The 11,978-nt window shown below is 64.4% G+C and carries 11 protein-coding genes; all 11 read right to left on the reverse strand.

Annotation, left to right across the window (positions count from 1 at the left end; all coding sequences use genetic code 11):
- Positions 1-17 precede the first annotated feature (17 nt).
- Complete coding sequence (locus tag DWX58_RS05235; protein WP_118641903.1) at positions 18-1,466, reverse strand: nicotinate phosphoribosyltransferase; 1,449 nt, start codon at positions 1,464-1,466, stop codon at positions 18-20.
- Between the two features lie 259 nt (positions 1,467-1,725).
- The gene (locus DWX58_RS05240; RefSeq protein WP_118641904.1) at positions 1,726-2,274 is read right to left on the reverse strand and encodes a GNAT family N-acetyltransferase; all 549 of its coding nucleotides are present in this window, start codon (positions 2,272-2,274) and stop codon (positions 1,726-1,728) included.
- Positions 2,275-2,415: 141 nt separating this feature from the next.
- Entirely contained in the window at positions 2,416-3,162 is a 747-nt protein-coding gene (locus DWX58_RS05245; protein ID WP_118641905.1) for a DivIVA domain-containing protein, read from the reverse strand.
- A 164-nt stretch (positions 3,163-3,326) separates the two neighbouring features.
- Positions 3,327-3,803: a cell division protein SepF gene (locus tag DWX58_RS05250; protein ID WP_118641906.1), complete on the reverse strand. Its 477-nt coding sequence runs from the start codon at positions 3,801-3,803 to the stop codon at positions 3,327-3,329.
- Between the two features lie 44 nt (positions 3,804-3,847).
- A complete protein-coding gene (locus DWX58_RS05255; protein WP_118641995.1) occupies positions 3,848-4,558 on the reverse strand; it encodes a YggS family pyridoxal phosphate-dependent enzyme in 711 nt (236 codons plus the stop codon).
- A 356-nt stretch (positions 4,559-4,914) separates the two neighbouring features.
- Positions 4,915-6,183 carry an HlyD family efflux transporter periplasmic adaptor subunit gene (locus DWX58_RS05260; protein WP_118641907.1) on the reverse strand — a complete coding sequence of 423 codons (1,269 nt, stop codon included), beginning with the start codon at positions 6,181-6,183 and terminating at the stop codon, positions 4,915-4,917.
- Between the two features lie 345 nt (positions 6,184-6,528).
- Positions 6,529-6,765, reverse strand: coding sequence for an RNA chaperone Hfq (gene hfq, locus DWX58_RS05265; RefSeq protein ID WP_118641908.1), 237 nt, complete (start codon positions 6,763-6,765; stop codon positions 6,529-6,531).
- 59 nt (positions 6,766-6,824) lie between these two features.
- Positions 6,825-7,769: a tRNA (adenosine(37)-N6)-dimethylallyltransferase MiaA gene (miaA, locus tag DWX58_RS05270; protein WP_118641909.1), complete on the reverse strand. Its 945-nt coding sequence runs from the start codon at positions 7,767-7,769 to the stop codon at positions 6,825-6,827.
- Between the two features lie 452 nt (positions 7,770-8,221).
- On the reverse strand, positions 8,222-8,890 hold the full coding sequence (locus tag DWX58_RS05275) for a hypothetical protein (RefSeq protein ID WP_118641910.1): 669 nt from the start codon (positions 8,888-8,890) through the stop codon (positions 8,222-8,224).
- A gap of 13 nt (positions 8,891-8,903) precedes the next feature.
- The gene (locus tag DWX58_RS05280) at positions 8,904-9,566 is read right to left on the reverse strand and encodes a hypothetical protein (protein WP_118641911.1); all 663 of its coding nucleotides are present in this window, start codon (positions 9,564-9,566) and stop codon (positions 8,904-8,906) included.
- Positions 9,567-9,842: 276 nt separating this feature from the next.
- Positions 9,843-11,942, reverse strand: coding sequence for a DNA mismatch repair endonuclease MutL (gene mutL / locus DWX58_RS05285; protein ID WP_118641912.1), 2,100 nt, complete (start codon positions 11,940-11,942; stop codon positions 9,843-9,845).
- Positions 11,943-11,978 lie beyond the last annotated feature (36 nt).

Below are 11,978 nucleotides of genomic sequence, written 5' to 3' on the forward strand. Positions count from 1 at the left end.
CCGCTTTTTGATTCTGTTTACTTAACTTCGTGTGAGTTCAGCAGCTGGTGCTTGATGTCCCACAGCTTCTGGCTGAGGTCCACATAGTAATTATGGGGGTTCTCGAACCGCTTCACCTCATCCCACAGGGCGTCCACCTGCCGCTGGCAGTAGGCCCGGCTGGTCTGGAGGTCAGGCACCTCGTACACCAGCTGGCCCCCCTGGAAGATGGGCACCATCAGCTCCCGGGCCTCCACATCGGTGAAGACCTTCCGCTTCCAGGTGGCATCCGGGTCAAAGAGCTCCAGGGGCTGGGAGAAATCAATCTGCTCGTCGTGGACGCAGATAAGGTCGGCCTCCGCCTTACCGGTGTCCTTGGAGAAGATGCGGTACACCTTCTTGAAGTGGGGGGTGGTAATTTTGGCCGGGTTTTCGCTGACCTTGATCTTGGGGATGATATTGCCCTGGTCGTCCTCGATGGCGGCCAGTTTATAGACGCCGCCGAAGACAGGCTCGGACCGGGAGGTGATAAGCCGCTCGCCCACGCCGAAGGAGTCAATGCGGGCGCCCTGGCGCACCAGGTCCCGGATGATGTACTCGTCCAGGGCGTTGGAGGCCACGATCTTGCACTCGGTGAGGCCGGCGTCGTCCAGCATCTTCCGAGCCTTCTGGGACAGGTAGGTGAGGTCGCCGGAGTCCAGGCGGATGCCGCACCGGGTGATGCCCCGGGGGAGGAGGACCTCCTTAAAGGCCCGGATGGCGTTGGGCACGCCGGACTTCAGGACGTTGTAGGTGTCCACCAGCAGGGTGGCGTTCTCCGGGTAGAGCTCGCAGTAGGTCTTGAAGGCGGTATATTCGTCGGGGAACATCTGCACCCAGGAGTGGGCCATGGTGCCGGTGGCGGGGGAGCCGTAGCGCTGGTCGGCCATGGTGCAGGCGGTGGCGGAGCAGCCGGCGATGTAGCTGGCCCGGGCGCCCAGCAGGGCGCCGTCGGAGCCCTGGGCCCGGCGGGAACCGAACTCAGCCACGGGCCGGCCCTCGGCGGCCCGGACGATGCGGTTGGACTTGGTGGCGATGAGGGACTGGTGGTTCAGGGTGAGGAGGATGAAGGTCTCCACAAACTGGGCCTGGATGGCGGGGGCCCGGACGGTGAGGATGGGCTCGCCGGGGAAGATGGGGGTGCCCTCGGGCACGGCCCAGATGTCGCCGGTGAAGCGGAACTCCTTCAGGAAGTTCAGGAAGTCCTCGCAGAAGCAGCCCTTGGAGCGCAGGTAGTCCAGGTCCTCCTGGTCAAAGCGCAGTTCCTGGATGTACTCCACCACCTGGGCGAGGCCGGCGGCCAGAGAGAAGCCCCCGTTGTCGGGGACGGAGCGGTAAAACACGTCAAAGTAGCAGATCCGGTCCTTCAGTCCGGTCTGGAAGTATCCATTGGCCATGGTGAGCTCGTAAAAGTCACAGAGCATGGTCATGTTGGTCTTCGCTTTCATCGCAGAGGAGACCTCCTTCAAAAAAAGGGGGGTGACAAGACACCCCCGGTATTGTTGCCATTATACCCTTCTCCGCCGGAAAACGCAAGCAAAACCGCCCCCGCTTTCTTGAAAGAAAGCGGGGCAAAGAACTTTGTGCGAAGCTGCGCTTCGCCTCTGCGCCCGCCTGGGAAGGGGGTGTAAACATAGTCTGAGTGCGCCCGCCGGATGACCGGGTTGTTTTTCAAGCGGCGGAACACCGTAATTTCTGATTTCTGATTTACGGCTCACCGAGGCTGCGAAGCCAGTCTGCCCGGGTGAGGGAGCTGATGTGTTCGGTGCGGGCCTCGTCCAGCATGGAGCAGGGCACGTGCTCCCGGGTATAACAGTAGACAAAGCCACACTTCTCCTGGACCCGGCGGGACTTCTCGTTGCCGTCAAAATAGCCGCACCAGATCTCCTCCAGCCCCAGCTCCTCAAAGCCCCGGCGCAGCAGGACCCGGGAGGCCTCGGGAATGAGGCCCTGGCCCCAGTAGGGGACGCCGATCCAGTAGCCCAGCTCTCCCTGGGTGTCGGGCAGGCTCAGGTTGCTGGCCGCCCCCACCATGAGGCCCACGCTGCCCACGGCGTGTCCCACCGCCTTGGGGACCACGGCATAGGTCTCCGGAGCGGAGAGGACAGAGTGAATAATTTCCAGGCTGTTTTCCACACTGGTATGCACCGGCCAGCCCGCCGCAGGTCCCACCAGGGGGGAGCTGGCGTAGCGGTACAGGTCCTCCGCGTCCCCGTCCTCCCAGGGGCGCAGAATAAGCCGCGGGGTCTCAAGCATGGGCTGTTCCTCCTTTGGTGCCGCCCCGGGGGCGGTGATAAAAAAATGGCCGCTGCCGCGGCCATTTTTCCTTGTAGGGTTGGTTTTTGCCGGAGGGAAGAAATCCCTCGGCGGGGTAGGGGAGGGCTCAGAGGGCCTCCCTTACTTGATTTCGTAGTCCCGGCCAAACTGCAGCGACCCGAAGTCGATGCGGCTGCCCCGGACCGGGGGCTCCTCGTCCTCCTCGGGCTCCTCATCCGGGTCCACGGGGGTAAATTCAGCGGTGTCGCTGAAGTCGTCGTGCTCCTCCTCGCCTTCGTCCTCGGGCTCCTCCTCACGGGCCTTGCGGTTCTCCTCGGCGGCCTCCCGCATGGCCTGCTGGAGCAGGCGCTGCACGCTGTCGTCAATTTCCTCCACAGCCTCTTCCACGGGGTCCTCGTGGACCTCCTGCTGGGGCGGGCACAGCTGGTCCAGCTGGTCCAGGAAGCTCTCCTGCTGCTGGGTGAGGGCGCGGATTTTGGCCACCATGGCGGCGGTGGCCTTCTGGGCCTCCTGAAGGCGGTACTCCTCCGCCTGCAGCTCCCGGCTGATCTCCTCCTTGCGGCGGATGGCCTCGCCCTCCGCCTCCTTGAGGATGGCCTCCTTCTTCTGCTCGGCCTCCTTCACCAGGTCCTCCGCCATCCGCTGGGCGGCCATGAGGGCCTTGCGCATGGCCTCCTCGGTGGAGCGGTACTCCTCCACCTTGTCCACCAGCACCTTCATTTTGCTCTTCAGCACAGCGTTCTCGCTGTACAGAGCGGAGTAGTCCCCGGTGAGAATGTCCAGGAACTCGTCCACCTGGGACATGTTATAGCCTCCGAAGGACGCCTTTTGGAAGGCGCGCTCGGATACTTCCTGTGGTGTAAGCATACGAAAAACCCCCTTGTTTTGGCAGGGCGCGCGCCGCCGTGGAACCCCCTCCGGGCGGTTCCGCCGCGCCCCTGCACCTTCTCTCTCTGCCGGACCGCCTCACGGGGCAAGGGGCGCACTGATCCCCTCGTCTCCCTCCTCAAGCTCCGGCGCCGCGGCCTTCCTTAGAAATAGAGGCCGTTGTTCTCCAGCTCGTCGATGAGATCGCCCAGAATGTCCACGTTGTAGGGCGTGATGATGTAGGTGGAAATAGCGACCTTCTTGATCTTGCCCTCGTTGGCATAGGCCACGCCGGACAGGAAGTCCAGCAGACGGCGGGCGATCTCCTTGTTGGTGGACTCCAGGTTCAGCACCACGGTGCGCTTCTCCCGCAGGTGATCGGCGATGGCGGAGGCGTCCTCAAACTTCTCCGGCTTCACCAGCACCACCTGCAGCTGGGTGGCGGCGCGGATGTTGACCACCTTGTTGCTGCGGCGCTCGTTCTCCTCCATGGCGGGGCTGCTGTAAGCAGGCTCCGTGCTGCGGCTGCGCTCCCGGCGCTCCACGGGGCGGGGAGAGACGTCAAAATCGTCCTCAAACTCCTCCTCGTCCTCATCCTCGTAGGGGTGGGCAAGACGCTTGAATTCATCCAAAATTCCCATGGTTATGTTCCTCTTTTCTTTTGTGTATCCCCGCTGCCTGTCCCTTATCGGGCGGCGCCCATGGGGGGACGGGGCCCGAACAGGGCGGTTCCCACCCGGACCAGGGTGGCGCCCTCTGCCACGGCGTCCTCGTAGTCGCCGCTCATGCCCATGGACAGGCAGGTCATATCAGTTTGATTATCCGACATTTTTCCCTTTATGTCAACAAAAAGCTCACGCATAGCGGAGAAATAGGGGCGGTTGGCCCCGGGCTTGTGGGAGATGGGGGGAATGGCCATCAATCCCCGCAGACGCACATGGCCCATGGCCTGGGCCGCCTCCACCAGCCGGGGCAGCTCCCCCACCGGGCAGCCCCCCTTGCTCTCTTCCCCGGCAATATTTACCTCCAGCAGGATGTCCTGCACCACACTCAGCTTCTCCGCCTGGGCGTTGACGGCCTGGAGCAGGTGGAGGGAGTCCACCGACTGGATGAGCTCCGCCTTGCCCACCACCTTGTTCACCTTGTTGGTCTGGAGGTGGCCGATGAAGTGGAGCCGCGCCCCCTCATAGGCCCCGGCGGCCAGGTGGGCAGTCATCTCCTGCACCCGGTTCTCGCCGCACACCTTGATGCCCCCGGCAATGGCCGCCCGGATGGTATCGTCCGTCTGCACCTTGGTGGCGGCGCACAGGGTGATCTCACCCGGGTCCCGGCCCGCCGCCCGGGCGGCGGCGGCAATCTTCTCCTGGACGGCCGCAATCCGATGTTTGAGCTCCATGGTGTCCATATAAAAACCTTCTCTCTTTCTCCGGTCTCGCTTTCTTGAACGAAAGCTTGGCAAAGAACGTTCTGCGAAGCTTTGCTTCGCCTCTGCGCCCGCACGCTTTCTTAAAAGAAAGCTTGGCAAAGAACTTTGTGCGAAGCTGCGCTTCGCCTCTGCGCCCGCCTGGCAGGTTTGAACTGGAAAACAGGCTGCAGCCCGCCCGGCAGCGTTCCCTAGGGATGGCCACATGGGGCTGCCGGAAAAGTGCTGCCTCGTTGTCGGGCGGACAGCATGTGCCTGCCGTTCCAGGCTTCTGTCTGGTTTTCGGGTTTAAAGCAATCTTTTCATTCGTGATTCATTCTATTATGTTCTCAGAATTCCAGCAGCTGGCCGTCATAGAGGCCGGTGGCCCGGGTAATGACCTCATCCCCGGCCCGCAGGGCGCCGCTGGTGGTGCTGGTGGCCTCCACCACATAGTAGTCGCTGCCTTCGGTGATCACCTTCACGGTCTTGAACTCGGCCTTGCCGCCCAGCAGCACATAGACGCCCAGGCGGCTGCCCTCTTTCTCCTCGCCGGTCTCCTCATCCTTGTAGGTGTAGGTCTCCATGCGCAGGGCCTCCTTGGGGATACGCAGGCCAGACCAGCTGTCGAAGATGATTTCCACACTCTGGCTGCGCAGCAGGGTGGTGCGGGCCAGGTACTTGTCAGAGGAGAAGACCACCACCTGCTCGCCGTTCTCCTCCTGGCCGATCTGCTCCACAGTCATGTCCACGTCCTGGGTGAAGTCGCCGGAGAAGCGCACCTGGGCGGTGCCCCCCTCCCGCATCCGCTCGGTCACGTCCACGGGCAGGGTGGCGGCAAAGTACCAGCGGTAGCCGCAGATCAGCTTGCCCAGTCCGTTTCCGGAGGTGACGCCGTCCCCGTCCAGCAGGCCCTCCAGGGAGGAGGGGGTGAGCTGGAAGACATTCTGGGGCGTGACCACCGTCTCATAGCCGTCCACCAGGGAGGAGAAAATCCCCGACTGGGAGGCGGTAATCTTGGTGGTGGCGGCGGCAGACTGGCTGGACAGGGCAGAGCGCTGGTTCTTCAGGTCCTGGAGCCGGGCGGAGAGGTCCTCGCTGGTGAGGCCCTCGCCGTAGGTGTAGCCCCGCTTGAGCACCTGGCTCTTTACCTCCAGCACCTGGTCCTCCAGCTGGCTGTAATCGTCCAGAGCCGCCGACGCCCGCAGCTCCACCACCGCCTGGAGAATCTCCTCGTCCAGCTTGGCGGCGGACTCCACGTCACCGCTCTCGGTGGCGGCGTACTGCAGGAGGGCAATTTCCTGGTTCAGGGCCTCCAGGGCGGCCTGGTCGTCCTGGGCCTGGCTGTCCCGGTAGACCATGGCCACGGTCTGGCCCACGCCTACCTTTTCCCCCTCGCTGCGGGTGAGCTCTACGATGCCCTCCTGGGAGGAGATCACCTGCTCCTCCCGCACCAGAAGGCCGTCAGCCTCCGCGCTGTCGTTGACGGTGTAGTTGTACACCAGGGCGGTGGAGAAGGGGTCGTTGAAGGTATCAAAGACGTAAAAGCCGAAGTAGATGGCCAGGGCCACAGCCAGGGCCACCATAACAACGGTGATGACAGGTTTGCCTTGCTTCATAATTGGTTCTCTCTCTTTGTCCGGGCGGGGGACGGCCCCCCGCGGGTTATGACTGGCCCTCTCCCGGCGTGGTCAGGGGAATGGGGCGCTCAGGTACAATCGTAGAAATGGCGTACCTTCGAACAAGCGGCAAGCCGCTTGTTCGAGAAGGGCTGCACCCAATTTGGGCCTCGATTTCATTCGAAAAAGTCGGCCCCAATTGGGTGAGAAGTGTCATTTCCGACGTACACGCCGCCGGAAATGACGGGATTTCACTGTCTTCCGCCGCCTGCGGGCGGCGGAACTCCTTGCAGGAGGGCTTTTATCCGTGAAACGTCCCGTCCCCGCCCGACGGCAAGCAGCCGCTCAGGCGTTCTCCCCCGGCGTGGTCAGGGGAATGGGCCGCTCGGGTACAATGGTAGAAATCGCATGCTTGTAGATGAGCTGCTGCTTGCCGTCGCTGGTGAGCACCACGGTGAAGGCGTCAAATCCGGTGACGTAGCCCCGCATCTGGAAGCCGTTCATGAGGAACATGGTGACACTGCGCCGGTCCCGGCGGGCCTGGGTGAGGAAGATGTCCTGAAGGTTGTTGGTTTTCTGCATATGTAGCACTCCTTTTTCTTTACGCCGCCGGACAGAGCCTGTCCTTTGGCTGAGTGCCTCTATACTAAACCAAATTCTTCCATAGAAACGGTCGAAGCGTGGCACGCCGCCGCAAAATCCGGCTGGCTGTCCCACAAAATTTGCCTGGCCCGGTCATTCCGGCCAAACCAGGTGAGCTGCCGCTTGGCGTACTGCCGGGAGCGGAGCTTGATTTCCTCCGCGGCCCGGGCGGTGTCCCCGTCCCCCCGGAGGGCGGCAGCCATCTCCTTGTAGCCGATGGCCTGCATGGCGGTGCACTTTTCCGGCACGCCGGAGGCCAGCAGGCTCTCCACCTCGGCCACCAGGCCCTGCTCCATCATCACGTCCACCCGCCGGTCGATCCGTGCCCACATATCCGGCCGCTGGCGGAAGGCCAGGGTGATGGTGAGGGCGTCGTACCGGGGAGGGATGGCCTTGGTCTCCTCGTTGTGCTCTGTGATGGTCTTGCCCGTGGTGTGGTAGACCTCCAGGGCCCGGACGATGCGCTTTTTGTCGTTGGGGTGGAGGCGCTGGGCGCTGGCCGGGTCCACCTTGGAGAGTTCCTCCAGCATGGCCTCGCCCCCCACCCGGTCAAAGCGCTCCTCCAGCTCGCCCCGCAGGGAGCTGTCCGGCTCAAAGGCGGCGAAGGTGCGCCCGGAGAGGAGGGAGTCAATGTACAGCCCCGTGCCTCCCGCCACAATGGGCAGCCTGCCCCGGGCGAGGATGTCGTCCACACAGGCGGCGGCCATGTCCACATACCGGGCCACGGAGAAGTCCTCCGCCGGGTCGGCCACGTCCAGCATGTGGTGGGGCACCCCCCGCATCTCCTCACGGGTGGGCTTGGCGGTGCCGATGTCCATGCGGCGGTAGATCTGCATGGAGTCGGCGGACACCACCTCGCCGTTGTGCCGCAGGGCCAGCTCCACCGCCAGGGCGGTCTTGCCGGAGGCCGTGGGGCCGCTGATGACTAGAATTTTCGGGGGCATGTGTACTCACCTCTATTCTCCCGCTTTCTTGAAAGAAAGCGGGGCAAAGAACTTTCTGCGAAGCTGCGCTTCGCCCTTGGACCCGTGAGAATCGGTAGGGATTTCGTCTGCGGGCAGAACGGGGGATGGGGATAATTTCGCCCTGCGGGGCGACCTACTTTGCCCGCGTCGGCAAAGTAGGCAAAACGCCGCCGGGGGCGGCTCACGGGCATTTTCAATGCCCTATCCCGCCGCCACCCGGACCCCCGTTTATTTACGGGGGAGCCATCAAGAAAGTGGACAATACCCTACCGGCGCGGAAAAGCCCAGAATGGGTGTCTAAGCGCCGACCACTGTCGTTAAGAAGCGGTTGAATGACCACCTGCTCCTATAAGCGGCGTCGCGCCTGGCGTTCCGCCCTCGCGGGGCGGTTCTTTATGGGGGAACGGCACCTGCCGCGTTGTTTTCGGAACTTACCTGGTTGCCACCGGCATGGGCCACTGGGTCAGTGCCCGGGCAGCCTCCTGGGCCAGGGCCACCAGGACGTCCAGCTGGTCAAAGAGCCCCGCCTCCTGGCAGCTCTCCATCTGCCGGGCAGGGGCAGGCACCTCCCCGTTCCACTGGGGCTCATTCAGCCACTCCATGCGAAGCCGGGCGGCCACCACGTGCTCCCGGCTGTCCGGGCCCAGGGGGCAGACCTGGATACTCATATCGGGCTGGTTCTCCAGCAGCTGCCGCAGCCCCTCGCTCTGAAAGACCCACTTGGCAAAGGCGGGCTCGCTGGCCTTGATGGGGCGCTTGCGGAGCTCCGGGTAGCCATAGTCCATGGACAGCTGAGTGTCCAGTTCCATCAGCTCCGCCCCCGCGTCCAGGGCCTTGAGAAGAGGGCGCATCCCCGGCCGCAGGTCGTTTTCCGGCTTCACCCGCAGGGCGAAGGGCCGCTCCAGGGTGACGGACGTCCGGGCCGCCGCGTCCCAGTTGGTGTTATAGCGGGTGAAGCTCCGGAGAACGGGGCACAGCTCCACCGCCCCCTTCTCTCCGGGGAGGAACAGGGTGGCGTTGGGCTCGTCCTCCTCGTGGAGCCCCAGAAAGGTGCCTCCTCGGAGCCGATAGTAATAATAAAGTCCAGTGTTCCAAATCATGGACGCGCTCCTTTCAGTCCGGCGGCATGGGCCACCGGGTCAAAGCGTCGGCGGCGGAGCGGAGCAGGGCCAGAAATCCGTCCATCTGCTCCTCAAAGTGGGGGTAGGCCGCCCGGCGCACCTCCTCCGTGTCGAGGCCGGAGCCGCTCTGCTGCATGGCCTCGCTCACCCAGGGGCTGCCTCCCTTCACGGTGCCCTCCAGATTGGCTGGTCCCGCCTCCACGGTGTGCCAGCCCTCTCCAACGGGGGAGGGGTAGACCCGCAGATACTCCTTTTTCCGCCCGGCCAGACAATTTCTCAGCTCCAGACTGCCCAGCACCAGCTTGGTAAAGGCCCGGTCGCTGGTGGTGACCATCCTTCCTCCCAGGGCCTCCGGGTAACCGAAATCCATGTCCCGGCCCAGCAGCCCGGCCACACCGCTGACCCCTCCGCCCACCAGGCCCTTGGCCCGGATGTGCAGAGTATAGTCCCGCGCCAGCTTCACCATGGTGCGTCCCCGCAGGGCGGGTACCTCGCCCCGGCCCAGGTTGGCGTCGTACACATTCACCAGCAGGGGATGCTTTCCCTCCTGGGGAAGCACCAGCTGTGCGTCACAGCTCCAGTCCTCGCCCCCGAAGAACCATCCGCCCCGAGCCTGCTGATACCAGGCCAGATATTCATTCCAGTTCACCAGCATGGACGTCTCCTCCCCATAAAAAGAAATTCGGACGCTTGGCCCCATGGGACCTCCACAGCGGCAAATGACGGGTCAATATAGATCTGGCGGGCCGATGAGACATCGGCCCCTACGAAAAGTTCATCCCACCCCAGGGGGCGGATGCTCATCCGCCCCCACAAAAAACATTCAGGCGGGCGGACCGTTTTCTTCCTCCCACCCCCTTTGCAGGCGGGCGCAGAGGCGAAACGAAGTTTCGCAGGAAGTTCTTTGCTAAGCTTTCTTTCAAGAAAGCGTTTAGGCGCGCTTGAACTGCTTCTCCAGCTCCTTTTTGGTCAGCTCGATGGCCACCGGCCGGCCGTGGGGGCAGTACTTCACGGTACCGTCCATGACTGCTTTGGCCACCCGCTCCAGCTCCGGTCCGCTGGTCTTCCAGCCCCCCTTGATGGCCGCCTTGCAGGCCATGGTGTGCAGCAGCTCGTCCCGGGCGGCGGCGGGGTCGGCGGACCCGGTGGTGATGAGCTTCCGGGCCAGCTCCTCCAGGGTGGCCTCAATGTCTCCCACCTCCACATCGAAGGGAGCCTGACGCACCGCCAGATCCCGGCCCAGCTCATCCACGTCGAAGCCGAACTCCTCCAGCAGCTCCTGGTGGGCCAGCAGAGCCTCCCGCTCCTCCGCCCCCAGGCGGCACACCACCGGGGTCAGCAGGGTCTGGGCCATGGGGTCGTAGCCCTGGGCCTTCATGCGGTCAAAATTCATCCGCTCGTGGGCGGCGTGCTTGTCAATGAAGAAGACCCGCTCCCCCTGCTCCACAATAATGTAGGTGTTCAGCACCTCACCGGCCACCCGCCAGGGCTCCTGGGCGGCCTCCGCCTCCGTGGCAATGGCCTGCTGCTCCGGCTCGGCGGGGCTCACTTCCTCCGCCGGGACAGAAGCGGGCTGGGCCACCGGCTTTTCCACCGGAATGGGCACCTGCTCCGCCTTCGCGGTCTCCACCACCGGAATGTTTTCCACAGGGGCGGGCTCCACCGGGACCTTATGCTCCACAGGGGCCACCTCCGCCACTGGGACAACCGTCCGGCTCACCGGGGCCACGGGCTCCGGGGTTACCGCCGCGGGGGCGAGCTTCTTCTCCGGCTCCATTTGCTTCACCGGGGCAGGGGAGGGGATCGTCTCCACCGTCCGGGGCCGGGCGGGGGAGACCACCCCCCAGCTGCCCGGGGGGTTCGCCTTCTTCGGCTCCCCGCCCCTGCTCCAGGCGGGGGCGGCGGGCATCCGCACCGCGGCCCCCCCGTCGGCCACCCGGGGCTTGGGGGAGAGCACCGTCTGGCTGGGGGTGACGGCGTCCTTCCCCTCAAAGCCGGGCAGGGCGGTGTTCCTGCCCTCCAGGGTGAGGGCGGGGCGGGAGCGGTCGGCCTCCAGGGCGGAGAGAACGGCGTGGTAGATGGCGGAAAACACCTGCCGCTCGTTGCCGAACTTCACTTCCGTCTTGGCCGGATGGACGTTCACATCCACCGCCGACAGCTTGGTTTCCAGATGGAGAACACAGCCGGGGAACCGGCCCACCATCTTCTGATTCTTATAGGCCTCCTCCAGGGCGGCAGCCATCATGGGGCTTTTCACCTGGCGGCCATTGACGAAGAAGAACTGCCAGCTGCGGCTGGCCCGGCAGCAGGCGGGCATGGACACAAAGCCGGTGACGGTCATGTCCTCGCCCCCGGCTTTCACCTCCCGGAAGCCCAAGGCCAGCTCCCGGCCCAGCACGGCGTAGACGGCGCTCTTGAGCTGGCCGTCCCCGGGGGTGAGCAGCTCCTGCTTGCCGTCCCGGATGAACTTCACGCTCACCTCCGGGTGGGACAGGGCCACCCGCTGGACCACGGAGAAGACAGCCGCCCCCTCGGCGGTGTCCTTCTTCACAAACTTCAGCCGGGCGGGGGTGTTGAAAAAGAGGTCCCGCACCACCATGGTGGTGCCCAGGGGACAGCCGGCCTCCTCCACCTCACCGGGCACGCCCCCCTCCAGAGCCAGAGATGCCCCCAGGGGGCTGTCCGCCGTGCGGGACATGACTTCCACCCGGCTCACCGCGGAGATGGCCGCCAGAGCCTCGCCCCGGAAGCCCAGGGTGCCGATGGCCTCCAGGTCATATTCCGTGCGCAGCTTGCTGGTGGCGTGGCGGAGAAAGGCGGTCTTCAGCTCCCCGGCGGGGATGCCCCGGCCGTCGTCGGTCACCCGCAGGAAGGTCATTCCGCCCCGGGCAATCTCCACCGTCACCTTGGAGGCTCCGGCGTCAATGGCGTTCTCCATGAGCTCCTTGGCCACCGAGGCGGGGCGCTCCACCACCTCGCCGGCGGCGATGAGGTCGGCCACATGGGAGTCCAATACTTGAATCTTAGGCATGGTTTTCCTCTACATTTCGTAATTTTCGTTCGTCGC

The organism is Pseudoflavonifractor sp. AF19-9AC, from assembly GCF_003478995.1.
Taxonomy (GTDB): domain Bacteria; phylum Bacillota; class Clostridia; order Oscillospirales; family Oscillospiraceae; genus Lawsonibacter.

Excerpts from the sequence above, each read along its gene's own strand:
- DWX58_RS05235 (WP_118641903.1), bottom strand. The coding sequence starts at position 1,466 with ATGAAAGCGAAGACCAACATGACCATGCTCTGTGACTTTTACGAGCTC.
- DWX58_RS05240 (WP_118641904.1), bottom strand. The coding sequence starts at position 2,274 with ATGCTTGAGACCCCGCGGCTTATTCTGCGCCCCTGGGAGGACGGGGAC.
- DWX58_RS05245 (WP_118641905.1), bottom strand. The coding sequence starts at position 3,162 with ATGCTTACACCACAGGAAGTATCCGAGCGCGCCTTCCAAAAGGCGTCC.
- DWX58_RS05250 (WP_118641906.1), bottom strand. The coding sequence starts at position 3,803 with ATGGGAATTTTGGATGAATTCAAGCGTCTTGCCCACCCCTACGAGGAT.
- DWX58_RS05255 (WP_118641995.1), bottom strand. The coding sequence starts at position 4,558 with ATGGAGCTCAAACATCGGATTGCGGCCGTCCAGGAGAAGATTGCCGCC.
- DWX58_RS05260 (WP_118641907.1), bottom strand. The coding sequence starts at position 6,183 with ATGAAGCAAGGCAAACCTGTCATCACCGTTGTTATGGTGGCCCTGGCT.
- hfq (WP_118641908.1), bottom strand. The coding sequence starts at position 6,765 with ATGCAGAAAACCAACAACCTTCAGGACATCTTCCTCACCCAGGCCCGC.
- miaA (WP_118641909.1), bottom strand. The coding sequence starts at position 7,769 with ATGCCCCCGAAAATTCTAGTCATCAGCGGCCCCACGGCCTCCGGCAAG.
- DWX58_RS05275 (WP_118641910.1), bottom strand. The coding sequence starts at position 8,890 with ATGATTTGGAACACTGGACTTTATTATTACTATCGGCTCCGAGGAGGC.
- DWX58_RS05280 (WP_118641911.1), bottom strand. The coding sequence starts at position 9,566 with ATGCTGGTGAACTGGAATGAATATCTGGCCTGGTATCAGCAGGCTCGG.
- mutL (WP_118641912.1), bottom strand. The coding sequence starts at position 11,942 with ATGCCTAAGATTCAAGTATTGGACTCCCATGTGGCCGACCTCATCGCC.